Origin of the sequence: Alishewanella sp. SMS8 (assembly GCF_030737935.1) — a bacterium.
GTDB classification, from domain to species: Bacteria; Pseudomonadota; Gammaproteobacteria; order Enterobacterales; family Alteromonadaceae; genus Alishewanella; species Alishewanella maricola.
In genome coordinates this window covers 1359052-1384196 of the sequence record NZ_JAPJEA010000001.1, presented here as the reverse complement: position 1 = coordinate 1384196, position 25145 = coordinate 1359052, and the positions used below count along the sequence as shown (strand labels likewise).

Below are 25145 nucleotides of genomic sequence, written 5' to 3'. Positions count from 1 at the left end.
CTCAGTAATACGCTTTGCTTTAGAGCAGCATTCATCTGTGGCAACTAGTTCTATATATCAGTCATCAAAAGCTGAATAAACTGGGTTCAATGTATGTTATTGGCACAAAGCTGCTATCCGAATAAGTGGTACTTTTAGTGAAAGTGGTGGTGCAGTTAATTTGCAACGAATGGTAACAAGCACTTGCAAACGGGTGGTACTTTTTATGCAATTAACCATATGACTGCTAAGAGCGAAAAACTAGTCATATTATCCTGAATAAAATGGCTGTTTGCATAACCTGATTCAATTTAAGGAATGGTGGTCAAATTATTTGATTCCTCAGTATTAATAATCTAGCGAACTACTGCTAATTAAAGGATCGCAATTACCCATAAAATTATGATATCTCATGTATTTATATGGTTTAGTTATGAGGTATTACTAAGACTTCTTGTTGATATCGTAAATTAAAAGTGAAATAAGTGCTTATCTGACTTCTCAACTCATTGATTTTCGGTAAACTCATTCGCATAAAATAATTTTTACCTTTCGGGTGTTACTTAGAGGTCTGCATAATAACTGTTAAGTTGCTAAGGAAAGTTAAGTGTATAAATCTCGATTAGTTTGGGGCGATATAATCTTTTTAATAGGGTTTGTGCCAGCATTTATGCTTCTAAATGGTTTAGGAGCAGATGATTCTCTATCGGCAGCAAGTGTAGTTGGACTTTTTATATTTTTCGTATTACTTCCCTTTATGGGGCTTGGCGGTCTAATGGCTTCTTCTGCCGTATTTAGGCTAACATCTATTGAAAAAATTAATAATTCAAACCTCAATAACTTATTTGGACGTATATTTATTATACTCGGTTGGTTAATTTTAATTACAATGTTGTTGGTGTTAGGATTTGTAATCTATGGTTTTTTATTGCAATACTCAACTTAACAAGCGTTTAAAAAGGGACAACTAAAAGTTGGTTTTGCTCCTGCGTCGCTATTTAAACCAACTGTGATTTGCCAAGTAAACGGGCGTTAGCTGGGATTGCCCTACCCGTAAAGTGATACTATAGTGTCACTTTGAATTTAGAACAGGGTGACCCCATGAAAGTTGAGCTAGTTACGAACCTCAAGCGCCAAGCTACAAAGATTCTGGCAGATCTGCACTTGTCGAAAGAGCCCGTATTGATTACGGAGCATGGCCAGCCATCTGCATACCTTGTTGATGTGCAAGATTATGAATTCATGCAGCGTCGGCTTGAGCTGCTTGAGGGGCTCTGTCGGGGAGAGCGTGCTGTACTTGAGGGAAGAACGTATAGCCAAAGTGAGGCCAGAGAGAAAATGAGTAAATGGCTGAAGTAATCTGGACAGAGCCAGCCCTGCAAGAACTTGATGCTATTGCTGAGTATATTGCTTTGGACAATCCTGCTGCCGCAAGCGATCTCGTTAAGGAAGTTTTCGACAAGACAGAGCGTTTGGAGAATTTCCCCAAATCGGGGCGGATTCCTCCAGAGCTCCCGGATTCGGTATACAGGGAGGTAGTGGTTCCACCGTGTCGCATTTTTTATCGTCAGGATGAGCAGCGGGTTCTCGTCCTCTATGTCATGCGAGAGGAGCGGCAACTTCGTGCGTTCATGCTTGGAAACAGCTAACAATCCTTAAACAACACAGCCTGCGGCCGCTGGACTCGCAACAAGTTGCTCGCCGTTTAGGCGTGCGTTCTGCTTGCACCTGTAAGCGGTCTTTAAAGCCTTAAAGTTGAAATGTCCGATTTGGGCATCAAAAAGTTATTCAGCTAAACGAATACCGCTCTGGCTTTTATTCCCCTTTAGAGCGAGCCGACTGATCATCGTTGGCCAAGGTTTTAAGAAAACGGGGGGTTGAGTGCGGCTACGAAGCATAGCGCGAGTGATGTTTTCGCCTTGGACATCGCAGGTACAGTCGTGCTTTCGAGCGAAATTGAGTCGTATTTTCTTTGGATACTTTCTTTTGGCGATGCAAAAGAAAGTATCTCGCCAAAGGTGAAAACGTAAAACTCTGAGAGCTGGGTATTTGACCCCGAGAGTTACCGAGAGTTAGAAGTGCTATGTACGTTACAAACGAATGCCACTCAGTGTTTGCAACAAAGACGAAACATGCTTAGCGCACCCCCCGAAGCGCTTGACCATTTTCGCTGCGTGTCACGGGGCAGTTCACCACAATATTTGTCATCTCTAGCACGACTTCTTTATTCTCCTCGGCAGCCAGTACGTCTTCTTCAGACTTTAGTTCGCGCGGGGTTGCTTGCGTGGACCATCTAACCATTACGACTCGCCAAAGTGGGCTGTAACTGCGGTCTTTGTTCTCGGCACCAACCGGATCCGGTGCAGACTGAAAAACGCTGATTTGTTCTTCGTTAGGAAATTTGTATACGCGTTCTACAATAGAAGAGCCTCTGGGCATGTTGATTGCTGAGGCAAGTTTAGGTACATGGTTTGCTCCCATCATTTGAGCCATTGCCAAATCAGAGATGTCGGTTGTGATGTACTCGACGACTCGGCCATCGATCCACGCTCTGCTGAGTGGTAACACGGTTTCGCTGCGTCCGGCATCGAATACCGGTGAGGTACAAGCAGAGAGTAGCGCAATAACGATGGTAGGAAAAATGGCGAATTTCATGACTGACCTCTATTTGATTTGCTGCTTGGCGCTGCAAGAGTTAGCAAAGCGCTACTTCTAAGGCGCGATGATGATTTGTTTTAGATAAGCCTAGCATGGCGCTGACTTAATAAGGTGAAAGTGAATGTATTTTTTATGGTAAATGTTTGAGATTAGAGATTAACCGCTAGATACTTAGCGTCCATATTCACTCATAACCCCTTTATATCTGCGGAAACTGGCTTTATGCCAGTTTGCTGGCTGGCCCGCACAGCCTGATAAATAATCGCTAGTATGGTTTAATGGTTAAAAACAGGGCAGCTATGCCAATAATGTCTGTGCGATTAAATTAAGGTGAACAATGTGCGTAAAACTGCGTTAGTTATATTCATGTTAGGGCTATTAGTGGCCTGCGATAAAATGCAAACCCTTTCTGAAGCGGCGCAAGTAGAGCGCACTATCCGCCAAGAAGTGAAGCGCGATGTTACGGGGTTAACTGCGCTAACTCAGGCGGCAGATGAAACCGAGTATGATGGCTTTGCCTGGCGACGGGGCGAGACTATTCAAATTCGCCAGCGCCAAAACGGTGAGTTAACGCTGTTAAAGGACGTGCAAGCCCCTGAGATTATTGCGACTGCGGTAAAACACAATATTCCCAGTTTTAGTGTGGTGCGTTATCAGCAAGGTTGGTTAGTGGTGTTTCGTACCTACGTCAGTAGCCATTGTCAGGTCGTCTATGCGTATGCTTATCACGGCAAATTGGATAACACGCCGCAATGTAGTGATGCAGTATTTGCTGAGCAGGCGAATGGTAAGTGCCAAAGCCCCATCAATGATGAGTGGCAAGTATTTAAAGAATGGTTTTTTGCCGAGTCACTGGTTGCTGAAGGTAATCCGGTATGTGCGGCTAAAGTAGCGAAAGGCTGGCAGGCGCCATTGCAAAATAGCAATTAAAAGCCGTTTTAATCTGTATTGCAGTGCGTTTGTACATTCAATTTAAGTGTGAGCGTGAAGTTGCTACACTCTGATTCTAATAGTGTTAGTAATATTTTTTACATTCATTTAATGATGTTAGATTATTGCAAAAAATGGCTTAGATTTTATATTGATTTGGCTTGATACAGCGGTGTCGTTTAATAGGGGCAAGCGATTAAATAAGTTTCCATAAAAAAATTTTAAAGAGATAGTGTACTGAATTCGGAACTATGACGTTTAATATTAATATATCCGTATGACATATCTGCACAGTAGTTGTGGGAATACCTAAAAATTGGTTAACTATTAATAATTACTGGTGCGTTTTAAGCAAAATGCACCAGTAATATGAATGTTTTACTTTTTGATTCTGCGTCTTAGAGCTAAACCTGCTAGTCCGAAGCCAAATAATGCTAGTGATACAGGTTCAGAAACACCAACGTTAGTACATTGTGGTTGGCTAGGGTTCAAAGTACAGGAATCAACAGCTTGTTGGCCGATACCAAATGAAAAATTATCCCAAATAGTGCTACCACCAGGATCTGTTCCGCCGACTCTTAAGCTAGAGACAAAAGTTGTTGGTTCAAAAACCACGCCAAAGAATTCACGATGGCCGGACCCTTTTGTAGAGTTGAAATCGAAGAGGGTTTCTAAACCAGTGTTAGCATCAGTTAATATTAACTGCATACCACCACCATCATTATCATAAACATCAAAAGCTACTGCATTTACTGGGCTTGTAAAAAAGACATCAAAACTAATTCTTGATGCGCCATTTCTAGACCCGCCTATCGCTGGTCCACTACCAAGAGCGCTAGAGTTTGAAATGCTAATATTACTTCCGTTACCTATATTTTTATACACATTACCTGCCGTGGTTGTAATACCGTTCGCACCTGTGCCAGTTGCGCCGATAATAGTGTCTAATGTATGCGAAAATAATAGAGCTTCCCAAGCAGACCTTGCTTCAGTAACTGACATAGTTACACCATTATTTAAAACATTAGATCCTTGTACTGTGATTATTGCTGCGTTGCTTGCAGCAGAACCTGATATAGCAATAGCTGCAATTAAATATTTGATTAGTCTCATAATTTATTCCATTAAGTAAAAATTGCAAGTTTTTTAAGCATTTTTCGCGCCAAATTTCATGTCATTGTTTTTATTGAGTAATATTTTAAACATCAATTTAATGTGTAAATTTTTCTGACGGTGTAGCGTATTCATTAGTTTGAAATGGAAAACTAAGTTAGAGGATACTATTACTTTAATTTTTTATCGCGACACTTTCTTTTTGCGAAAAAAAGTGTTTCAACGCAAGGTGACATTTTGCCTCAGCTGATGCGCCAAAAAAGAGCGAATTAATTCGCTGAACGTAAATTTCTCGACTATTTTTTAGTGAAAACGACTAACTTAGTTTCAGTGCGATTTTTTAAAATGCTGTTATTTATAGACTTATTAAGTTGGCTGTATTTTTGCAATGTTCCATATAACGTAATTACTTGTGAGCACTATTTATGAAACTGAGCACCTTAACCCTGGCTGTTAGCCTTACTTTAGCTGCCTGTTATGTTGGCGGTGTTATGCCTTTTTCCGCGGAGGCGGCAGAAACTGCCACGCAAAATGCGGAAGATATTTCCAAAGTGAATGGCAGTATTAAAGTGGCCGCCGGCAGCGTAGCGGGTGAGGTGAGCACCGTGAATGGCAGTATCAATGTAGCGGAAGATAGCCAGGTAAAATCGGCGTCTACGGTAAATGGTAGCATTACTTTGGCAGAGCGAGCGCAGGTTACCGGAGAGACCTCAACAGTAAATGGCAGTATTAAACTGGCCTCAGGTAGCAAGGTGATGGGCGAACTGAGTACGGTGAATGGCGACATGGTGATCAACAGCAGTACCGTAGCGGGCGATGTTAGTACGGTAAATGGCACTTTGAAAATTGAAGGCAGCCAAATCGCTGGAAATCTAACGACGTTAAACGGTAATGTTAGTTTGCTGGCAGGCTCAGTAGTGCAGGGCGATCTGGTTTATGCCGAGCGCACTGCCCGCAAAAGTTGGTTTAGCTGGTTTGGTAAGGATAAGCATAAACCGGCAACCTTAACCATCAGTGCCGATTCAAACGTGCAGGGGCAGATCATCTTAAAACAAGAGGTGAACTTGAAATTAGAAAATACCGCACTGGCAGCACGCGTGGTAAAGCAATACACCGAGTAGCGGGCCAAAAAAAGCGGCAGGTTTTCCAGCCTGCCGCTTTTAAGCGAATCATGAAACGTTTAAAGCATTAACGCAGTGGAGTGGCGTGCGCCGCACCGCGGAATACCGCGTTGATATACAACAGGTGCATGCCGTCGACATAGGCGCGGAAATTAGGCTCTTGGGTAAACGCAATAACCTGGCCACGACCTTGCGCTTGCACCATTAACAACGGTTTATGCGCAATTTGCTGGCGATTTTCTTCCCAAACAAAACCCCCAGCAACAAGCTTTTCCGGTGATGCGAAAGTCAGTACATTGCGACCATGTGCCAGCGTTAGTGGCTGATAGATATAATTGCCAACAAAGATGCTATTCACATTCGCGGGTACACCGGCGGTTAGCCAATGATCTTGGTCTACTTCGGCTCGCGCTAAAAATCCAGACACGCTATCAGGCTGCGCTTGAAATGCTTCTAAGCGCTGCTGATACAGTTCACGGTTTTCTAGTAGCATACCGGCGACTTGCGCTTCAGCTTCAGGTTTCTTTTGCTCACTGACTTTAAATTCCCGCTTGCTATTCAACAGCGGCTTATCACCTTGGATCAACCAATCGGTTGCATTACCCAGCGCCACTAACACACCGCCGCGACTAACAAAGTCGTGAATTTTTTGTTGAGCTTGCGCCCCCAAAGCTTGATTATAATTGCCTTGGCTTGCTGGCAAGATCAGTACGTCGTAATGGCGCAGTTCAGCACGTAACAGTTGTGCCGGGCGAATAGCCGTTACCGGGTAATCAATGCCTTTTTCTAAGACAAAACGCGCGCTACCGGCACTTAATGGGTTCGCCGGTTCATCCCATAACAGGGCCACTCTAGCATTAGGGATGTTCTGCACATTGCCTGAACCAAAATTTGGCCCATCTTTAATCCAGCTGCTATTAATACCGGTAACATGAGCGCCGCTGCTTTGAGCAAGTTGTTGAATTTTAGTGGCTAACTGTGGGTTGTCGGCATGGCTTAAAATTAAACTGCCGGCGGGGTAGCGCACGCCATTGCTGTGCGTAAATGGCAAGTCACTGCTTTTAACCGTTAAACCTTGCTGCAGTGCGTGGCTTAACAAGCGTGCGGCTGCCATGTCACCCCAAGGTACAATGAAGCCATAACTGGCATCGGTATTCGTGACTTTACCGGCTAAGGTGGTCTCTGGGCCCACGATTGTGTTGGCAACGTCTACCGCGCGGTTACAACGGTTTACTTCCAGGTTATACATCAACGGTAATGACCATGCCGTGACATCATAAATTTCATCAGGCAGGTTTTTCGAGCGACGGTCTTGCTGGCGAGCAATAAAGGCTTCAGCCATTTTGACGTCGTCATCTAGCAGATTGCGAATTAACTGATAAGTTGGCTGCGCGGCATTAACCACGTAAGCGCCTTGCTGATAACTGTTACCACAAGCCCGAAAATCGGCCGTGGCTTGGTTAACGGTAATGCCGTGTTGGGTGAGCACGCCCATTAATTTTTGGTGGCCAGCGGCATCACGGGTGGCAGGGAAAATATAGCTGCGGATGCCATCTTTCTCACCCTGAGTGAGCGATGTTTGCCGATAGCTGTAAAAGCGCTGTAATAGGTCTTTGGCGCGCTTACTGGCGGTTTCAAGCGTAGACATATAAGCGATAAAGTTACGTTGTACGCCATCGGCATACGTTAAAATGCTGCCATCGGTACGGCGATAGTTATGGCCGCGAGCTGATCCCATTTCGTAGGTTGTGGCGATGCCGCCATAGTACAGTGGCCAGCTGGCACCGTAGCCAGGATACATGGCATCAAAAATTTCCCGAGTAAAATAATCATAGCCAAGCTGATCAAACCATTTGGCGTTGTTTTGCCCTAACCAATCTAAGCTTTCACGCTGTGCACCGGTGACCAGTGGGTTGTAAGGTTCTGCTTCTGGGCTGAAGTAAAAACTTTGATCGCCGCCCATTTCATGCGAATCGACAAAGATCAGCGGAAACATCTGCTGTAACACTCTTACCTGATTTTTGATTTCAGGTTGGGTCAGCGAGATCCAATCGCGGTTCATATCAAACAGATAATGATTGGTGCGGCCATTTGGCCAAGGTTCGTTTTGCTCTGCTGAGAAACGATCTGCGGAGTGCGCGATACCGACTGTGGCGTAATAACGGCTAACAAAGCGGTTGCGGCCATCCGGGTTTTGCATAGGCTCGATATACACGAGGGTATTGGTCAAGATGGCTTGGGTTTGAGCGCTTTGGTCTGCGAGTAAATGATAAGCTAGGCCCATCAGCGCTTCCGGTGGGCTAATTTCGTTACCATGCACGCCGCCGGCAAGCCACACACTGGCGGGTAAGCTATTAATTAGCGCATCTGCAGAGGCTTTGTTTAAGTTACGTGGATCGGCCAAACGGCGCATATCACTTTCTAAACGGTCTAACTTGGCAAGGTTATCAGCACTACCAATCACCGCATAAAATAACGGCCGACCTTGCCAACTTTCGCCATACTTCACTAATTTGATGCGCTCTGGGTAACTGCTGGCCAGGGTTTCAAAATAATTTAAAATCTCAGCGGGCGCTGAAATGCGCTCGCCCAGCGCATGCCCTAAGCGTTGCTCAATTGAGACAACATCGTTTTGATATTGACTATCGGGAAAAAACGGCACTGTTGTTGGCGAAGCCGCCATGGCTAATGTCGGAAACGCAAGGCAACTTGCGAGATATAAGGCGCGCATAAATTAGCATCCTAAAAACGAAAAAAACTACTGTAGAAGCTCGTAAGGGTAAAGGCAAGCCGCACAGGCTAGAGTTTCGCTCAAGTTGCTATAGGCCTCGGTAAATGGCGAAATAGATTCAGATTAATCGTTTTAGCGCTTTAATGCGTAGCCTATATCAGGTGTTGTGAACAAGGGTTATGCAGCATGCGTCATGGCTTGCAACTAAGATGTGTCGCCCCGAAAAGGATACTCTAATGAAACTTGTCAAATGGCTGATATTGCTGTTGTTCAGTGTTAACGTGTTGGCAGATACCGAGGCCGCTTGGCAGGCTTGGCAAAAGGGTGAAGCACTGTTAGTGATGCGCCATGCCCTTGCGCCAGGTATTGGCGATCCAGCTAATTTTCAGCTGGCAGATTGCAGTACGCAGCGTAACCTCAATAGCCAAGGTCAGCAGCAGGCCGTGGTTTGGGGGCAACGTTTGCGGCAACGTACTACTGCCCCGATTAGCATTTATAGCAGTCAGTGGTGTCGTTGTTTAGACACCGCATCTTATATGGCGGTAGGCGAGGTGAAGCCATTACCGATACTCAATTCTTTTTTCGCTGGTCGCGGTAGTCGTAACCAGCAAACTGCAGCTTTAATAGAGTATTTTGCCAGCAGTACCGTGACGCAACCTACTGTTTTAGTGACTCATCAAGTTAACCTTACCGAGCTCACCGGCATTTTTCCGAAATCGGCCGAAGCGCTGATTATCGCCCTGCCACTAAATAAGCCCGTAAAGGTGTTAGCGCGTGTAGCGCCTTAACGCCACTGTTTATTCGCTATGCCGTCGTGGAGGTGTTATGTTGCAAGTAATAGGTTAAAGCTTGCACCTGCTCTGGTGTGGCCTGTAAACCGAGTTTGGTGCGACGCCATAAAATATCCTCGGCACAACGTGCCCATTCGAAGCTGCGCAAGTAATCCACTTCGGCTTGCCATAGATCAGCAAAAAAATGCTGGCCTAGATCGGTTTCGGTTTTTGCTTCTGCCAGTATGTGAAAGCTTAAGGTGCCATAAGTGCGAACCAAGCGTTGGCAAAAACTTGGCGCAAGCCAAGGGTAATGTTGCAGCAAATGCTGTTTAAGTGCGGCTTGATCGGTAAAGTCACCGCCTGGCAAAGCATTGGCAGCTGTCCAGCGAGGGCCTTGTTGCGGGAAAAAAGGCGCTATTTGATCAACGACTGATTCTGCCAAAGTACGATAGGTGGTGATTTTGCCACCAAATACCGAAATTAACGGCAAGGTATCATCTAGGCTGTCGAGTAAGATTTTATAGTCACGGGTGACGCTTTGCGCCGAACTGGACTCATCTTCGAGCAATGGCCGTACGCCAGCAAAACTATGCACAATGTCTGCTGTGGTAATTTTTTGTTTAAAGTAGTGATTAATCACCGCGAGCAAATAGTCTGTTTCTTCAGAGCTGATACTGGCATCTGCTGGATCCCCTTGATATTCGACGTCGGTAGTGCCAATCAGCGTGAACTGATCTTCATAAGGAATAGCAAAAACAATACGCTGATCTTCATTCTGCAAAATATAAGCTTGTGGCTGCGAATGTAAGCGAGGCACCACAATATGGCTGCCTTTGACCAAGCGAATTGCTTGCGGGCTAGGCTGTGCGAAAGCCTCGCTAAACAGTTGGCTAACCCATGGCCCGGTGGCATTTACCACGGCTTTACTGTGCACGGTAAATACATCACCGTTATCTTGATGGCGTAAAGTTAAACACCAATAATCATCTTGTCGTTGGGCTTGAATGCAGCGCGTGTGGGTATAAATGCTGGCACCTCTGTTGCGCGCGGCACAGGCATTCAAAATCACTAAGCGGGCATCATCAACCCAACCATCGGCGTATTCAAAGCCAACTTTGATACTCGATTCGAGCGGGCTAGTGGCGTCGAATGTTACTTTGCGCGATGCCGGTAATTTACGGCGAGTGGTCAAATGGTCGTACAGAAACAGCCCTAGCCAAATCATCCAAACTGGGCGTAGATGGGCTTGGTAAGGTAAGCAAAAAGTCAACGGCCACATAATGTGTGGCGCATTTTTTAGTAATATTTCCCGTTCAGCTAAGGCTTTTCTGACCAAGCTGAATTCAAAATGCTCCAAATAGCGTAAGCCGCCATGGATCAATTTACTGCTTTTAGATGAGGTGGCAGAGGCTAAATCGGCTTGTTCGCATAGCAAAACCTTTAAGCCGCGCCCTGCGGCGTCGTGCGCAATACCGGTGCCGTTAACGCCACCGCCAATCACCACCACATCGACTTTCATGACCAAGATAGAACTCCTAATAGCGAATAACACGGCTGGCTGAGGTGGCGACGTTCAGTGAGTGCTGAATACCGCGGGATATTACGTTAAAACGCTTGTTGAGTTAGCTAAGAAAGCTGACTATAAACGAACTTGTGCCACTGCATGTTGCCATTTGGCATACAGTTGTTGTCGTTCTTCGGCACGAATACTTGGCTCAAAACGGCGTTCGCAATGCCATAAACTGGCCAGCTGTGTCGTAGAGCTAAAAACCCCACAGTGCAGTCCTGCTAAATAAGCGGCACCCAATGCGGTGGTTTCGGTGTTCTCTGGGCGCTCGACAATAGCGCCTAAAATGTCGGCTAAAAAAGCTAATACCCAATTATTTTTAACCATACCACCATCGACGCGCAGCACGTTGGGGCGTAGACCATCTTTCTCCATGGCCTTTTGTAAATCTTTAGTTTGATAACCCACAGATTGTAGGGCGGCGGCGACAATTTTATCGATACCGGTATCGCGGGTTAAGCCCAGAATAGCGCCTCTGGCGTTGGCATCCCAATACGGAGCGCCTAAACCGGTGAATGAGGGAACTAAGAACACGCCATGGTCATGGGGTACATGTTGCACCATGGTTTCACTCTCGCCCGCGTTGCGTAATAATTTTAAGCCTTCCACAATCCACTGCATGGTGGCTCCGGCCATAAAAATGCTGCCTTCGATAGCATAAGTGACGTTGCCCTCTAGACGATAGGCGATGGTAGTGAGCAGCTTATTGGCTGATTTAAGTGGCTTTTCGCCGGTATTCAACATTAAAAAACAGCCTGTGCCATAGGTACTTTTAGCCATGCCGGGTTCAAAACAGGCTTGACCAATCAGTGCTGCTTGCTGATCACCCGCCATACCGCCAATCACAATAGGCTGACCAAACAAGGCGGCCTCAGTTTCGCCAAAATAGGCTGCACTGTCCATGACTTCGGGTAGCATACTGGCTGGGATGTCAAAGACCTCGAGCAACTCCGGATCCCATTGCTGGTTATGAATATTAAATAGCAGAGTGCGAGAGGCATTAGTGGCATCGGTGCGATGCACTTTACCTGCGGTCAGTTGCCAGAGTAAAAAGCTGTCTACGGTGCCAAAAGCCAGTTCGCCGCGTGCGGCTTGTTGTTGGGCACCGGGGACGTTATCTAAGATCCAACGGATTTTGCTGGCAGAAAAGTAAGGGTCGAGCAGTAAACCGGTTTTGTTACTGATGGTGTCCGCTAACTGTGGGGTTAGCAGCTGTTCACAATAGCCACTGGTGCGTCGATCTTGCCAGACGATGGCCGGATAAAGGGTTTTGCCGGTGCTTTTGTGCCACACCAGCGTGGTTTCTCGTTGATTGGTAATGCCCAAGGCTTTGACCTGAGCTGCCGTGATCTGTTGCTTGGCGAGTACCTGTTGGCAACAACGTAGCACCGACGACCACAGATCTTCTGGGTGATGTTCTACCCAGCCATTGTCTGGAAAATGTTGTTCGAACGTCTCACTGACACTGGCCTGCGGTTGGCCTTGTAAGTTGAACAGAACGGCTCTAGAGCTCGTCGTACCTTGATCGATTGCCAGTAAATACTCTGCCATGGGGTGCCCGTCGCATGGATCTGAGCATAGCCACATCGCTGCTAGCGCTTTAGAGTTAGTGCCACTAACAGCTACGTCGACTCATGCTACAAATAAGATAAGTGACTTTAATATAAACACAAATTGGCTATAACCGTAAGTGAAACTGAGTATTTAACTGCTTTAAATTTCTTATTCGGTCGCTTGGCACCTTCTTTTATTCGCTTTCTTGAAACTCCGCATACAACAACTCTAGATGCGCCAGCTGCTTCTTTGCTTGTTGCCGTTTCCTGCCGAATAGCCACCAACCTATAGCGCAGCCTGGGAGCACTATAAAGCTGTATACTTGCAGCAAGATAGTAGGAACTTGCGCTGGCTGCCACCAGGCTAGGCCCCATAGCGTTATCACAAATAATAACAAGGCTAAGCAACTGTATTGGTTGTAACGCAAATAGCGCACTGACGTGCGGCATTTTTTTAAGCGAAATTGCAGCAAGCCTTGGCTACTCCAGTCAGAATAATTGAGTAAGGGGCGGTGCAGGCTCACGCTGGTCAGTACGATGCTGATGGCCCCAGCAAACAAAAAGAGCGCTAGAAACATATCCAAAAGTGTTCGTTCACCGAACAATTGGCTGCTGCCCATTAATAGCAGTAGCCCAGCAGCAGCGAGTTCGGCCCAGTATTGCCAACGTTGATAGTTTTGCTGGCGTTTGGCTGCGCGTAAATCCGTGGCCAGTGGCTGCGTTGGTTGTTGCTGCCACGCTTTGCTGAGTTGCTTAAAATCAAAGGGCGGTTGCATGTTGCAAGATCTCCTGTAAAGCCGTTTTGGCGCGATTCATTCTTACTCGCACGGCACCGTAACTGATGCCGAGAATATCGGCGATCTCTTTCTCATCAATATCTTCCATCGCCAAGGTGAGTACTTGCCGATGGGATAGTGCCAATTGCCGCACGGCTTGTAACAACACATTGTTTTGTTGCTGTGAGGAAAATGCCACTGAGGGGCAGTCGCTTTGTAGCTCATTGAGATGCTGCTCTTCTAACGGTTGCCACGCCATGCGGGTTGCGCCGGCGATATGGTCGACCACTACGTTATGCACAATTCGAAACAAATAGGCGCGTTTGTTATCTACTTGGCTTAATTTCTCTGCGGAACGATGTAAGGCCAGATAGGCTTCTTGTGCTAAATCTTGGCGTAAAGACGGATCGGCCTCATAGCTCATTAAGGTGCGGCTAATTGCTGCTTGATACTGCAGCCAAAGTTGCAGTGCGAGATCAACAGTCATAATGCCTTACTAAAACCATAGCGACTTATCCTTAAGTGATTTGGCTCTGCATCGCCTGATCGCGCGTGAGCCATTTTTAGTTCTAGTCTGCCGCAACGTGCTAACTGTTACAAAAATAAAAATAATTTTTTTTGTAACAGTTTTTTCAACTCGCACGACTTAACAGATAACCGACAAAAGATTCACGCAACAACAGGAGCGCGTAATGAGAAAGGGTGTTATCAAGCCGTTATTGTTTTCGGCACTACTGAGTCAAAGTGTGCTGGCTGAAACGGTGCTTTACCACAATGCAACGGTCATCGAGCCGGCCACACAGCAACAAACCCGTGATGCTTGGTTGTTAGTTAAAGCAGGACGTATTGTGCAAAGCGGTCAAGGAACGTTACCTGCAGCGACCACGCAGATCGACTTACAGCAGCAGTATGTGTTGCCCGGGCTGGTGGATGCTCATTTGCATATGACCGCAGGGCCGCATCGGGTCGAAATGCGCAACGGCCAACCGGTGTTAGCGGTGACGGGCACGCCAGAGCTTACGCAGTACCATGCTTTAACCACTTTAGCGGCGGGTGTGACCACCATTTTTAATCCAGCCGGTGAAGCGGCCGCCAATGCGCATTATGTTGCTAAGCAGCAACAGGGGGCTTGGCTAGGGCCTCGAATGCTATACGCCGGTGAAGTGTTTGAGCCAACCCCCATTATTGGCGGTTCAGTTTATCCGGGTACTGAGGCCAGTTGGCAAGCCGAGATCGCACGGCAGCAAGCACTCGGTGTCAACGTGATAAAGTTATATCAGGGCTTAACGCAAGCCGAGCTGGCACAAGGTATTAAGTTAGCAAAAGCAGCGGGCTTAAAAACCATCGCGCATTTAGATGGCGTGAGCTGGCAATATGCGGCCGATTTGGGTATTGATGCCTTAACGCATGCTTTACCGACCAGTGCCGAGTTGTTAGCGGAGCCGGCGCGTACCGAGTATTTAGCGCTGCGCAAGAACCCCTTCGACACGCGCTATGTTTATCAGTGGTTTGAGTATGTCGATTTTGACAGCCCAGCCTTACAAAGGTTGTTTCGTACTTTGGCTGAGAAACAGATTCGGGTGGATCTGACGGCGACCTTCAATGAATTGCTCTATCACTTTGCAGATTCAAACCAATTGTACCCAGAACAAGCGCTCAGCGTTTTGCATCCTGATGTTCGGCAAAGCTGGCGCGCCAATATGGGCATGTTGGTATACAACTGGACCGAGCAAGATTTCGCAGCTGCACAACAGCAACTACCCAAAGTACTGGAGTTGATCCGCCGCCTGTATGAAGCCGGTGTACCTTTATTACTGGGCACCGATGCGGTCAGTAGTGGCCCATTTTTATTGCGTGAAATGCAATTACATCAACAAGCAGGCCTAACCTCTTGGCAGGTAATGCAATTAACCACCAGTGATGCAGCACGCCACTTGGGTTTGGGCCAAGAAATTGGCCAGTTGAGTGCAGGCTATGCGGCAGACTTTATCGTGTTGGCAGATAACCCCTTGCAGGATTTAAGCGCATTACAACGTATTCAGAGCGTGGTGCAAGGCGGCAAACTGCACACTGTGGCCTCGTTACAAAACGCGGCTAACCCATTTTTACCCACAGCCGGCATTGCGGCTAACACCACCACCAAGTAAGGAGCCCCACCATGGATACCATTAATACTATTATTGCTGAACTGCAACAGATGAATACCTTAGCGTTAGTCGGTTTTGGTTTGTTGTTTCTGGCCGTCTGGTTTTTACCCAGCGTGTTAGCGGCAATTTTTAATCGGCAGCATTTGGGTAAGATTGCGCTGTTAAACATTCCGGCAGGCATGTCTTGGATAGCGTGGTTTGCACTGCTCGCTTGGGCGGTAACGGGCAAACTGAGTCACAAGCTCGCCGCAAAAGCAAAGTTAGCCCCTGAGAGTAAAGTCGAGTCATAAACCAAGTGACACAGCGGCTGACGATAAAGCCGCTGTGTTAGCGCAAGTTAATGGCATAAAGCGCCAAGCCTTGCATTTGCTGCTGGCGCAAGCCCTTTAATTGCTGACAAATAAGTTGTTGATAGGGTTTAAATGCGGGATGAACCTCTGCGCGTAACAGCTGATCTTGATACTTTAATTGCTGATCAGCCTGCATGTCGAAGCTAGCACATTGCTTAAATTGTGCAAACTCAGGTAACAGGATGCTTTGGCAGTGCAGGCTAAAGGCAATAGCTAACCCCGCTAAATCGGCATCACCAAAATATAGGCTAGGTTTGCCGGTGTGTTGCCATGCGTCTTTTAAGGCTTTGCCACCGGTACTATAGTGGCTATCGCCCCGATAGATTACGAGCGGGTTTGGGTAGGGGTGGTGTAAGCGAAAGCGCGTGATCTGATAAAAACAATCGAGGTTTTCGACGATGACTAAGGCGTCATAATCGCTTAGCTGCAGCTCACGCCAATCAAGATCAACGGTTGCTATGGTTAACCCCGTTTGCGAGATGGCAGTATTCAGCCTCAGCAATACTCTGTTTTGTCGCGGGCTTGCCCCGGCACTTTTCAGCTCTTGGTTAGCGTACTGAGCTTGCTGCAGCCGATCTTGCTCACAGACCTTAGCGCGAAAACAGACTTGCTGTAATTGCAATTGTGCTTCGGCAATGTGTGCCAATAGCGGCAGAGTAAACTGCACAACGGGTAAGTTGGCGCTGTGGCTTGGCAGTAACTGTTGCTCGATACACCAAGCAATAACCTGTTGAGCGACTTTTCCCTTGCTGCTAATGGCAACCTGACCATCGCGCTTAAGGCGCTGCTCAAGCTGTGCCAGCCAGTTCAGCGCCTGTAAGCCGAGTGCCGCCTGCATTAGGCTGCCTTTAAACCAATATTAATATCGCGGATCAGCAACAGGCCGTTAAAGGCACTGGCTGGGGCTTCTTCGCGTGTGATGCTAAACATCTGTTTTTCATCCAGCGGTAACGCCTGATATTCGGCGATGATCTGATACAGCCAGATCTCGCTATCCCAGCTTAATTGCTGAGTGCTCAGATAATCTAAGGCACTGATCTTGCCGCCTTGATCAATCACCCGCAGATAGAAATTTTCAACATCCGTTTTCAGCGCTTGCTGACGCGCAGCAATTTCTTCGTCTTGCAGCAGCAAGCTAAAGCTGGCGCTTTGTGTATCGGTTATGGTCACGCTGCTTGGGCGTGGAAGTGCTCTAACTAATTCTGCCAGCACTTGTCGCTCTGTGGCCTTATCTAGCGCAATGGCGGCTTGCGGTTTAATACCGGCAGCTTGGTTAAACAAGCTTGGCACGTCGCTGCGATGAGGATAATCGGCAGGCTGATATTTAGGGTGCTGCCGTAAAAACGCGGCCATATTAGCAATTAACAACGAGCGTGCTTGCTGTTGGCGGAATTTTGCCAGCAATTCGACCAAGCGTTTTTGTACTTCTAACAAGCTGCTGTGATGCGAGCTGAGTTGGTTTTGCAATTGACTGACCAGCAGTTTTCGCAGGTGATTATTTCCTTCCGACAACTCAATCAGTTCGTGAAAGTCGAGTAAATCTAAACCATCGAGTAAGCGGCGTAATTGTTTTTGCGCGCGTTCGTTTTCACGAATTTTGTCATCGAGGCTACTGACAAAGCCAAAGTCGCTGTTAAGCCGATGCCATAAGCTGTCGATGGCTTCTTCAAACTGGCCACTTAGGTCATGCACATGTTCGGTTAAGCGTTGCAGTTGTAGCTCGGCCACGCTGTAATCGCCTTTAAACTGGGCATCACGATAGGCTTGTACTCGGTTGCGGATCTGCTCTAGCTTTTCAGCAACGTCGGCATTGATCTGACGGCGGTTTTCATCAGCCACCATACTGGCAATTAATTCACTAACTAATGGCCGTAGCGCCAACGGTTGCTGTTCATCTGGGCGCCATAAGATGCGCGCGGCAATCAGTTTTTTTAACGCCCCTTCGCTAAAAGCACTTTCGTCAATAAAGCCATCGACATAACCTTGCATCAAGGCTTTATGATGCTTGCCCAATAACGCTAAACGTTCAGCGCCGATGCTAAATAGGTTCGAGGCGATAGCCGGCTCTAAAGGCGCCATTAGATCAGCGCCTCTTGAGTGGGTGTGTCATCAACCGGTAGATGCTCTTCATCGCGGATAAAACGAATGAGATCAATAAGGTAATCAATTTTACCGGTAACCACATAGTATTGGCGTTCAGCATGAGGTTGTAATAAGTAACCGTGTTCTTTTAAGCGGCGGAAAATCAGTTTAACTTGGTTATCTAACTGCTCGCTTTGGCTATTAAAAAAGCGATCGCTGGCAAGCGTATTTAAACGCTGGCGCAAGCTTTGGTTATCTTCGGTGCGCAGCACAAACTCTTGCAATTTAATTGTATCACCGGCGGTCAGCGCACTGTCGCGGCCTAAGGTTTCTTGCACCAGTTGTAGCCACTCTAATAACGGCAGCAAAGATTGTACGGTTAAAGAAAATTGGCTGCTTAAGTGTTCACGTGCCTCTTTAGTTAGCTCATGAAACCCCAAGAAATACACACTGTGATCATCGTTACTGACTAAGCGGCGATTCAGTGGGCGCAAATAATGATTAATCTCTTGCTGCGTTTGTTCCTGGCTTAAATGTCGATAAGCATCTTCATCAGTGATCTGACAAATAAAATCACCGGCCAGCAGGCGCTCTAATAAAGGTCCATGGTGTAACATTAGCTTACCTCCTGCTGTTTCTGGGCTAATCGCTCGGCTAAACGACTGACTTTCGGCTGAATGCGTTTAAGCTGGCGCTGGCTTGGATCTTGTTGGCTCGGCTCAATTAAATAGCGATGTTGAAACAGCATTAACACGTCGGATTCTGGATTAGGGAAAGCACCCACAATAACAATATCGTTGCTGCTACAGGCCGCAAACAGTTTTTCGACGTTGTGATAGGCCAAGGTGCCAATTTCATCAATAGGCCAGTGGATCATCACTTTAGCTTCGCCACGTAAGAGACGGGTGAACGCTAATAAGTACTTACATAAAATCAGGTAAGCCATACCATGACTAGACGATTCAAGCAGTTGCCGATCGTTTTTAATGACTAATTCCGAGCCCCCTTCGCTTAAATGTAGCTCTAACCTGAGTAGCGATTCGATGCTGTATTGCTCGTCAGCGCGCAGTAAATCGACCACATCAGCTAAGGCATTCAAATAATGTTCTGATGGCAAAGCCTTACCTGACGCCGCCCAATCATCATACAATTTGGCGAACTGTTTTAATGGCTGCCAAAAGCCCAACTCGTCAATGGTTGATAAAATACGTACTTCAGAGCGGCTAATGCCTTCTAGTACCAGATCATCCGCCACCGCTTCACTTAACCGGCGGCTTTGTAGCGCAATACGGCGGTTAATATCACTAAACACCGTGAAGAATTTCTTTAAATCGCCGCCAATATTCTCGCCCATTTCAAGTAATTGCTGCTGCGCACCTTTTAAGATTTCTAGCAGGTTTTGCAAAATAGGCAGTTGTTGGCGTTTACCGGCGTAATCCGGCAATTTGCGTTTTTCATGCTCGAGCCGGTCTAAAAACTCTGGGCCAGCATCTTTGCTCAGCACGGTTTCAAATTGCTCGAAGGCAAATTTTAAAGCGCTATCCAATTTGCTACGCTGCTCTAAGGCTTCATTGGCGCGAGCTAAGCGCTCAACACTGTCGGCAGACGGTGCCATGGATGCAGGGGTAATACTGGCTAAATGCAGTTCTTGCAGTTTAGTGAGTACCGGTTTTAATTGGTTAAGTAACTGTTCTGCTTGGCTCATCAACTCTTGTTGCTGGCGTTTTTGTTCTTCCAGCTGCTTTTGGCGAGCACTGTATTCTGCTTTTAACTGCTCTAAAGCTTGTTTACCGCTGCGTTGTTGTTGTTTTAATTCGGTTTCTTGAGCGAGCAACTGGGGCCGTAATTGCTGCCAATCCAGCGCCATAAATTTTTGCCAATTATTCAGTTCATCATGACGATTCTCTGTGGCTTTGATGTCAGTTTTTAGCTGATCTTGTTTTTGCTTCAGCTCAGTTAAACGACGCGGATCAATGCCTTTTGCCGATAACTCTTCATTAAAAGCTTGTTGCAGATCTTTAATTTGGTTTTTGTTATCGTCGCGCTTGTGCTCAAGTTGACGCTCTAATTCGTCAATTTGTTCATCAAAAACGTATAACTCTGCTTGCCAGTCGGTTTTTAATTCAAGCTTTTGGCTTTGATGATCTTCTTTTAGCGCGCCTAAATCAGCTTGTTGCTGCTGCTTTAATTTTTCCAGTTGTTGCTGCTGGCTCTGCAACGTATCGCGCACACTGCTTTGCCGTTGTTTGGTTAATTCGCGTTGCTGTGCTTGTAAACGATTGCGAGCGTCACGGGCATAGTCAATATTTTGCTCAGATTGAGTGAGTTGCCACTCGGCTTGCTCCACTTGAGCACGACACAACTCGGCCTGTTCGAAACGCTCTTTTAATAGCTTTTCGGCTTGCAGTTTGTTGGCCTGGGCTTGTTGTAGCTGTTGCTCCGCCGTTTGAATACGATGGCGAATGGCCGCTTCATCTTGCGCATAATCGGGGGTATCAATGGCGCTGAGATCGACCTTTAAACCATAGAGGCTGTCGCTCAATTCCGCCAAATGCGGCTGTAAGTCTTGGCGTTCTAATAAGCGCTCATCGATCACCTTGCCTAGCTTTTGCTCCCAGCCGTTATAGTGCAAGCGCAAGTAGTGGCGTAAACTACCTTGTTCCGGCGTCAGTTGTCGGTTGAGTTGCTGTAATTGTTGCTCGGCGCTATGCAGCCCCTTGCGGCTTTGCTCTAACTGCTGATTAGCCTGTTCACGCTCTTGCCGAGCCTTTTGATGCTGTTGTTGCAACTGCTGGAGTTGCCGAGCTTGCTGCTGGGCTTGCTGCTGGGCTTGTTCTAAACGCAGTTCGGCCGCACGCAATTCATCGTGTTCAACTTCGGTGAGGGGGGAAGTATTTAACTGGCTTTGAAGTACTGCAATGGTACTGCTCAGTTGCGTTAGTTGTTCAGCAAATTGTTGTTGGGCATGTTGTAGGCGGCTTTGAAAGCTTTGCTCGAGTAGCGCCAGTTTGTTTTCTTGCTGCTCCCGAGTCTGGTCTTTTTGCTGCTGTAATTGCCGTGCTTTGGCACGATGCTGCTCACTTAAGCGATTAAACGCTTCGGCCAGTTTGGCTTTACGCTGTTCTAACTGCCGTTCTAAATCACCATGCTGTTCCACCATTAATTGATACTGCTCGATCACTTCTTGCAAGGTGTCGCGCCACAGGGGCAGTGCATCAGTATCGCGTTGCAGCTTAGGCATATCTTTGGCGTCATAATCATCGAAACGCTGCTGTAACTGATCTAAACGCGCACTGGTTTCATGCAAATCGGCTTCGGTTTTACTCAGTTTGCCATTGTGTTCAAGTTGCTGTGCATTAAAGTGTTCTTTTAACACCAGCAGTTCACCCCGTAACTGATTAACCTGCTGTTCGGCATCGGCTTTACGCAGTTTTTGTTGTTGCTCATCTTGTTGTAACAACGGTAACAATGCACTGAGCTGCCCTTCGGCGCCGTCTAACTGCAGTGCTAATTGTTTTAAGCGCTCAAAATCTTGTTGTAGCTTGTCCAACCGCATCGACTGACGCATTTGCTGGATCCACTCGCGCGCCTTGGTGTTTTTCACCTTAGTGGTAGGTAAGGTAACGCCATCTTCCTCAAAAATGGCGGCCAGCATGGCTTTTAGCGTGTCCATTTTGCCTTCTTTGGCATGCACGGCACTTACCAGCTTTTCAATGTGGCGTAATTTATGGCCACTGCTAACCAAGCTAAAGGTTGCGGCTAAACGCCTTAGCTTTACGCTATCGGCGTTGTTACCACGCAAGGCCGCCGCATCATTTTGAATAATACTGCGGTACTCGCTGGTGGCACTGATTTTGGCTGACACTTGCACATCCGGCCGAGCACGCATGGCGCTGGCCCAATCGCTGTAACTGAGTGCTTTTACGCCTTCATCGCTTTGAGTTAGGTAAAAGTCGCTTTGATAAGCCGCGGCCACTAAGCGATAGTCAACACCGCCTTCGCTTTTCCGGGTTAGCACCACTTGGCAAATATCACCGCTCTCGCGCTGATATTCATAAATTAAGTAGCTGTTAGAAAACGGCAGGTAAAACTCATCGAATTTTTTACGGGTTTTCGGTACTACGCGGTTGGGTTGCTCACCATAAAATACCGGCACTAAGCGTTGTAAGGTGGTTTTGCCTGAGGCATTGGTACCACAAATATTGGTGTGTTGATCCAACTGTAATTCGACCACACCGGGCAGGTGGGTATGGATTAACACAATACGAAGTAATTGAGACATAGCGCATCCTGTCGGCGGCGCGAGAATACTGCGCCGCTATCTGCAAGTTATTGCGGCTTATTATCCACGGAATAGGGCTAAATGCCAGTTTCAATTCGTGCCAAGTGGCGACAGGATCTGTGCCTGACCGGCGGTCACATTATTCATTTGCTCGATAAAATCAGTCACAGCCGGCTCAGGTAGGCGCACACTAAGCTCTACTTGTTGCGAGTAGTGCTGTGTGAGCACTTCGCCGCCGCATTGTTGCAACAGTTGTCGTAGCCTTGCTTCATCGGCAAAGGCTAGGCTAAGTGACAGTTCGCGCTGTGGGCTTATCGTGGTGAAGCTTGCCAAAGCTGTGGCTTGCGACACTGCAGCCGAGTAAGCGCGCACCAGGCCACCCGCACCCAGTTTCACCCCTCCAAAATAACGCACGACCACAGCAAGCGTATTCCCCAATTCGCGCTCAGTTAGTACATGCAACATAGGTTTACCGGCGGTGCCGCTGGGCTCGCCATCATCGCTAAAGGCTTGGGTTAAAGGCTGGCGAGTATTGCCAATAATATAGGCCCAGCATACGTGATTGGCATCTTTGTAGCGTTCACGATAATGCTGTAGCCACTGCAGGGCCTGCTCACGATCATTGACCGGCTGCAAAAAGGTCAGAAAATCACTGTTCTTTTCAGTGAGTCGATGCTCAACCGGCGCGGCCAGGGTAGTGTAGGTGGTCATGTTTGCTTAAGTTAACTTCTTGCGCTCAGGTGAAAAGATTATATCGGATCTTGCTGCTACGATTCTCCCGTTAATTGCTTTGGATCTAATAGCTCCTTTAGCTCATCCCTGCTTAACTCCGTCAGTTCCGCCGCCACATCAATGATAGAGCGTTGCTGCTGATAAGCCTGTTTGGCAATCGCAGCAGCTTGGTCATAGCCAATTTTACTGTTGAGTGCGGTCACCAAAATCGGGTTTTTCGCCACCGTTTGCGCAATGTGTTGCTCATTAACCGTAAAATCCGCTATGGCTTGTGTGGCCAATGCTTGGCAACTGCCACTGAGTAAACTGATGGCTTCTAAGACATTATCGGCCACCAGCGGCAGCATCACGTTTAATTCAAAATTACCCGATTGCGCCGCCATGCTAATGGCGGTATCACAGGCAAACACTTGCACAGAGGCCATCGCTACCGCTTCGGGGATTACCGGGTTGACTTTACCCGGCATAATCGACGAACCGGGTTGCAACGCCGCTAAACTAATTTCGCTTAAGCCTGCTAACGGCCCAGAGTTCATCCAGCGTAAATCGTTAGCGATTTTTAACAGTGCTGCGGCTAAGGTTTTTAACGCACCAGAGAGTGCGAGCGCACCATCTTGCGAGCTTAAATTAAAAAAGAAGTTAGAGCTGGGCGTTAAGCTTAAGCCCGTTTGTAGGCTCAGTTGCTTGGCAAACAGGGCGGCGAAATCTTTATGCGCATTAATACCTGAACCCACTGCGGTGCCGCCTTGCGCTAATTGGCTTAACAGCGGCACTTGCAGCTGTAACTGGGTTTGCGCATGGCTCAGCTGACTGTGCCAGCCGCCGAGCACTTGCGCAAAGGTCACCGGCATAGCATCCATTAAATGGGTGCGGCCGGTTTTAACAATATGACCTATCTCTGCAGATTTTGTGTTGATTGCTTCTTGTAACGACTGTAGTGCCGGAAATAAGTGCTGCTCTAACGCCAATAAGCTACTCAATTGTATCGCTGTGGGGATAGTGTCGTTACTGCTTTGGCCTAAGTTCACCTGATCATTGGGATGGATGCTGTCGCCAGACAATTGGCTGGCCAAGGTCGCCAGCACTTCATTCACGTTCATATTGCTACTGGTGCCTGAACCGGTTTGATAGACACTCACCGGAAACTGCGCTAAATCGGTATCTTTTAATAATTGTGTAGCGGCTTGGCAAATGGCATCAGCCTGGGTTTTGCTTAACAAACCTAGCTGTTGATTAGCACGGGCAGCGGCATGTTTGATTTGTAACAAGGCCTGAATAAAGCCCAGCGGCAGTGTTTTTGAGCTGATTTGAAAGTTTTGCACGGCGCGTTGCGTTTGTGCTTGGTAAAGCGCGCTACTTGGCACTTGTAACTCGCCCATGGAATCGCGTTCGGTGCGGGTAGACATAATGACTCCTGTTATTAAAGGATGCCCTTTAGCCTAGCTGCAGTGTGCTGAAGATGCCAGGTTGGCCTGAGTAGGGTTTAGCACAAGCGTGATACCTCAGGCGTTTGGGAAGCGCTGTAATAATCAGATTAAGGCTCGTTCAACTCCTGCGAGTTACGGCCAAATACCGGAATGGTCAGTTGCCATTTAATGGCGGCTAAGCGCAGTAATAGCAGGCTTGTCATACCTGAGAGCATGGCATAAATAGGGGCGATATGCAGCGCCAATAGGCTGGTATACACCGCACCACCAAAAATACAGGTAAAGGCATACAGCTCGCCGCGAAACACCATCGGGATCTCCCGGCACAGTACATCCCGGATCATGCCACCACACACGCCGCTCATGGTGCCGAGCATAATGGCCACCATGGTCGAGGTGCCGTGATCCAACGCTTTTTGCGTACCCATAATCACAAAAAAAGCCAGCCCAATGGCATCGGCAATTTGTAACGTATTATTGGGAATGGTTAGACGATTCCGTACCAGTAAGATGGTGGCGCCAGCTGCGGCAAAGATGGCAAAAAAGTAGCTGTTGTTGTTCATCCAGATCACGGGCACATCTAAAATGAGATCGCGCAGTGTTCCGCCGCCAATGGCGGTAACGGTGGCTAATACAATCACGCCGAAGCCATCCATGTGATTACGCCATGCTGCCAAAGTACCCGACACAGCAAATACAGCGATGCCTAATAAATCGAACCAATGGAAATAGTCTGTCACTGCGTTATCCGTCCTGTCTGGTATGGCGTGCGGCATGCATTTTATCATTGATGATGCTGTGGCAACATCCTTTGCTGCAGATCGCAGCGTGTTAATCTAACAAATACATAAAGGTCGAACCTGTGTCGACAAAGCGCATGACTTTTCGCGGCACATCGCCTATGGTAGGCAAGATTTTTTTGGG

Annotated in this window: 22 protein-coding genes; 8 read left to right on the top strand and 14 right to left on the bottom strand. The window is 47.3% G+C overall.

What is annotated here, in order from left to right; genetic code table 11:
- The first annotated feature begins 586 nt into the window (after window positions 1–586).
- From ORJ01_RS06385 to ORJ01_RS06375, 3 genes are all read left to right on the top strand, one after another.
- Window positions 587–925 (top strand): hypothetical protein, encoded by a 339-nt coding sequence (locus tag ORJ01_RS06385; RefSeq protein ID WP_306177330.1) that lies wholly within the window; start codon window positions 587–589, stop codon window positions 923–925.
- A 155-nt stretch (window positions 926–1080) separates the two neighbouring features.
- On the top strand, window positions 1081–1338 hold the full coding sequence (locus ORJ01_RS06380) for a type II toxin-antitoxin system Phd/YefM family antitoxin (RefSeq protein ID WP_217668952.1): 258 nt from the start codon (window positions 1081–1083) through the stop codon (window positions 1336–1338).
- Window positions 1326–1628 (top strand): type II toxin-antitoxin system RelE/ParE family toxin, encoded by a 303-nt coding sequence (locus ORJ01_RS06375; RefSeq protein WP_306177329.1) that lies wholly within the window; start codon window positions 1326–1328, stop codon window positions 1626–1628. Before ORJ01_RS06380 ends, ORJ01_RS06375 begins: the two co-directional genes overlap by 13 nt.
- 487 nt (window positions 1629–2115) lie before the next feature.
- Here ORJ01_RS06375 and ORJ01_RS06370 read toward each other — a convergent pair whose 3' ends face one another.
- Window positions 2116–2634 (bottom strand): hypothetical protein, encoded by a 519-nt coding sequence (locus ORJ01_RS06370; protein ID WP_306177328.1) that lies wholly within the window; start codon window positions 2632–2634, stop codon window positions 2116–2118.
- Window positions 2635–2976: 342 nt separating this feature from the next.
- Here ORJ01_RS06370 and ORJ01_RS06365 point away from each other — a divergent pair, with 342 nt between their 5' ends.
- Window positions 2977–3567, top strand: a complete 591-nt coding sequence (locus ORJ01_RS06365) for a hypothetical protein (RefSeq protein ID WP_306177327.1) — start codon at window positions 2977–2979, stop codon at window positions 3565–3567.
- A gap of 378 nt (window positions 3568–3945) precedes the next feature.
- Here the strand turns inward: ORJ01_RS06365 and ORJ01_RS06360 are convergent, their stop codons facing one another.
- The gene (locus ORJ01_RS06360) at window positions 3946–4680 is read right to left on the bottom strand and encodes a PEP-CTERM sorting domain-containing protein (RefSeq protein WP_306177326.1); all 735 of its coding nucleotides are present in this window, start codon (window positions 4678–4680) and stop codon (window positions 3946–3948) included.
- Window positions 4681–5105: 425 nt separating this feature from the next.
- Here ORJ01_RS06360 and ORJ01_RS06355 point away from each other — a divergent pair, with 425 nt between their 5' ends.
- On the top strand, window positions 5106–5801 hold the full coding sequence (locus tag ORJ01_RS06355) for a hypothetical protein (protein ID WP_306177325.1): 696 nt from the start codon (window positions 5106–5108) through the stop codon (window positions 5799–5801).
- 67 nt (window positions 5802–5868) lie between these two features.
- On the opposite strand, the gene ORJ01_RS06350 is transcribed toward ORJ01_RS06355, so the two are convergent.
- Window positions 5869–8532 (bottom strand): M14 family zinc carboxypeptidase, encoded by a 2664-nt coding sequence (locus tag ORJ01_RS06350; RefSeq protein ID WP_306177324.1) that lies wholly within the window; start codon window positions 8530–8532, stop codon window positions 5869–5871.
- 236 nt (window positions 8533–8768) lie between these two features.
- Here ORJ01_RS06350 and ORJ01_RS06345 point away from each other — a divergent pair, with 236 nt between their 5' ends.
- Window positions 8769–9320: a histidine phosphatase family protein gene (locus ORJ01_RS06345; RefSeq protein WP_306177323.1), complete on the top strand. Its 552-nt coding sequence runs from the start codon at window positions 8769–8771 to the stop codon at window positions 9318–9320.
- Window positions 9321–9336: 16 nt separating this feature from the next.
- Here the strand turns inward: ORJ01_RS06345 and glpD are convergent, their stop codons facing one another.
- From glpD to ORJ01_RS06325, 4 genes are all read right to left on the bottom strand, one after another.
- Entirely contained in the window at window positions 9337–10824 is a 1488-nt protein-coding gene (gene glpD / locus ORJ01_RS06340; protein ID WP_306177539.1) for a glycerol-3-phosphate dehydrogenase, read from the bottom strand.
- 120 nt (window positions 10825–10944) lie between these two features.
- Window positions 10945–12423: a glycerol kinase GlpK gene (gene glpK, locus ORJ01_RS06335; protein ID WP_306177322.1), complete on the bottom strand. Its 1479-nt coding sequence runs from the start codon at window positions 12421–12423 to the stop codon at window positions 10945–10947.
- A 196-nt stretch (window positions 12424–12619) separates the two neighbouring features.
- Window positions 12620–13201: a hypothetical protein gene (locus ORJ01_RS06330; RefSeq protein ID WP_306177321.1), complete on the bottom strand. Its 582-nt coding sequence runs from the start codon at window positions 13199–13201 to the stop codon at window positions 12620–12622.
- Window positions 13185–13688, bottom strand: a complete 504-nt coding sequence (locus ORJ01_RS06325; RefSeq protein WP_226750440.1) for an RNA polymerase sigma factor — start codon at window positions 13686–13688, stop codon at window positions 13185–13187. The genes ORJ01_RS06330 and ORJ01_RS06325 overlap by 17 nt, the downstream gene beginning before the upstream one ends.
- Before the next feature lie 205 nt (window positions 13689–13893).
- Here ORJ01_RS06325 and ORJ01_RS06320 point away from each other — a divergent pair, with 205 nt between their 5' ends.
- Together ORJ01_RS06320 and ORJ01_RS06315 are read left to right on the top strand one after the other, a co-directional pair.
- Window positions 13894–15348, top strand: coding sequence for an amidohydrolase family protein (locus ORJ01_RS06320; protein WP_306177320.1), 1455 nt, complete (start codon window positions 13894–13896; stop codon window positions 15346–15348).
- 11 nt (window positions 15349–15359) lie between these two features.
- Window positions 15360–15638, top strand: coding sequence for a superinfection immunity protein (locus ORJ01_RS06315; RefSeq protein ID WP_306177319.1), 279 nt, complete (start codon window positions 15360–15362; stop codon window positions 15636–15638).
- Window positions 15639–15675: 37 nt separating this feature from the next.
- Here the strand turns inward: ORJ01_RS06315 and ORJ01_RS06310 are convergent, their stop codons facing one another.
- From ORJ01_RS06310 to ORJ01_RS06280, 7 genes are all read right to left on the bottom strand, one after another.
- Window positions 15676–16536, bottom strand: a complete 861-nt coding sequence (locus ORJ01_RS06310; RefSeq protein ID WP_306177318.1) for a Wadjet anti-phage system protein JetD domain-containing protein — start codon at window positions 16534–16536, stop codon at window positions 15676–15678.
- Window positions 16536–17777 carry a hypothetical protein gene (locus ORJ01_RS06305; RefSeq protein ID WP_306177317.1) on the bottom strand — a complete coding sequence of 414 codons (1242 nt, stop codon included), beginning with the start codon at window positions 17775–17777 and terminating at the stop codon, window positions 16536–16538. Before ORJ01_RS06305 ends, ORJ01_RS06310 begins: the two co-directional genes overlap by 1 nt.
- Window positions 17777–18397, bottom strand: coding sequence for a hypothetical protein (locus ORJ01_RS06300; RefSeq protein WP_306177316.1), 621 nt, complete (start codon window positions 18395–18397; stop codon window positions 17777–17779). The genes ORJ01_RS06305 and ORJ01_RS06300 overlap by 1 nt, the downstream gene beginning before the upstream one ends.
- A complete protein-coding gene (locus tag ORJ01_RS06295; RefSeq protein WP_306177315.1) occupies window positions 18397–22062 on the bottom strand; it encodes an ATP-binding protein in 3666 nt (1221 codons plus the stop codon). The genes ORJ01_RS06300 and ORJ01_RS06295 overlap by 1 nt, the downstream gene beginning before the upstream one ends.
- Window positions 22063–22152: 90 nt before the next feature.
- Window positions 22153–22773 (bottom strand): YigZ family protein, encoded by a 621-nt coding sequence (locus tag ORJ01_RS06290; RefSeq protein WP_306177314.1) that lies wholly within the window; start codon window positions 22771–22773, stop codon window positions 22153–22155.
- A gap of 56 nt (window positions 22774–22829) precedes the next feature.
- Entirely contained in the window at window positions 22830–24203 is a 1374-nt protein-coding gene (locus ORJ01_RS06285) for a lyase family protein (protein ID WP_306177538.1), read from the bottom strand.
- A gap of 125 nt (window positions 24204–24328) precedes the next feature.
- Window positions 24329–24961 (bottom strand): trimeric intracellular cation channel family protein, encoded by a 633-nt coding sequence (locus tag ORJ01_RS06280; protein ID WP_306177537.1) that lies wholly within the window; start codon window positions 24959–24961, stop codon window positions 24329–24331.
- Between the last annotated feature and the right edge of the window lie 184 nt (window positions 24962–25145).

Bases quoted from the DNA above. Each gene is read 5' to 3' on its own strand.
- ORJ01_RS06380 (WP_217668952.1), top strand. From the start codon at position 1,081: ATGAAAGTTGAGCTAGTTACGAACCTCAAGCGCCAAGCTACAAAGATT.
- ORJ01_RS06375 (WP_306177329.1), top strand. From the start codon at position 1,326: ATGGCTGAAGTAATCTGGACAGAGCCAGCCCTGCAAGAACTTGATGCT.
- ORJ01_RS06370 (WP_306177328.1), bottom strand. From the start codon at position 2,634: ATGAAATTCGCCATTTTTCCTACCATCGTTATTGCGCTACTCTCTGCT.
- ORJ01_RS06360 (WP_306177326.1), bottom strand. From the start codon at position 4,680: ATGAGACTAATCAAATATTTAATTGCAGCTATTGCTATATCAGGTTCT.
- ORJ01_RS06355 (WP_306177325.1), top strand. From the start codon at position 5,106: ATGAAACTGAGCACCTTAACCCTGGCTGTTAGCCTTACTTTAGCTGCC.
- ORJ01_RS06350 (WP_306177324.1), bottom strand. From the start codon at position 8,532: ATGCGCGCCTTATATCTCGCAAGTTGCCTTGCGTTTCCGACATTAGCC.
- ORJ01_RS06345 (WP_306177323.1), top strand. From the start codon at position 8,769: ATGAAACTTGTCAAATGGCTGATATTGCTGTTGTTCAGTGTTAACGTG.
- glpD (WP_306177539.1), bottom strand. From the start codon at position 10,824: ATGAAAGTCGATGTGGTGGTGATTGGCGGTGGCGTTAACGGCACCGGT.
- glpK (WP_306177322.1), bottom strand. From the start codon at position 12,423: ATGGCAGAGTATTTACTGGCAATCGATCAAGGTACGACGAGCTCTAGA.
- ORJ01_RS06330 (WP_306177321.1), bottom strand. From the start codon at position 13,201: ATGCAACCGCCCTTTGATTTTAAGCAACTCAGCAAAGCGTGGCAGCAA.
- ORJ01_RS06325 (WP_226750440.1), bottom strand. From the start codon at position 13,688: ATGACTGTTGATCTCGCACTGCAACTTTGGCTGCAGTATCAAGCAGCA.
- ORJ01_RS06320 (WP_306177320.1), top strand. From the start codon at position 13,894: ATGAGAAAGGGTGTTATCAAGCCGTTATTGTTTTCGGCACTACTGAGT.
- ORJ01_RS06315 (WP_306177319.1), top strand. From the start codon at position 15,360: ATGGATACCATTAATACTATTATTGCTGAACTGCAACAGATGAATACC.
- ORJ01_RS06310 (WP_306177318.1), bottom strand. From the start codon at position 16,536: ATGCAGGCGGCACTCGGCTTACAGGCGCTGAACTGGCTGGCACAGCTT.
- ORJ01_RS06305 (WP_306177317.1), bottom strand. From the start codon at position 17,777: ATGGCGCCTTTAGAGCCGGCTATCGCCTCGAACCTATTTAGCATCGGC.
- ORJ01_RS06300 (WP_306177316.1), bottom strand. From the start codon at position 18,397: ATGTTACACCATGGACCTTTATTAGAGCGCCTGCTGGCCGGTGATTTT.
- ORJ01_RS06295 (WP_306177315.1), bottom strand. From the start codon at position 22,062: ATGTCTCAATTACTTCGTATTGTGTTAATCCATACCCACCTGCCCGGT.
- ORJ01_RS06290 (WP_306177314.1), bottom strand. From the start codon at position 22,773: ATGACCACCTACACTACCCTGGCCGCGCCGGTTGAGCATCGACTCACT.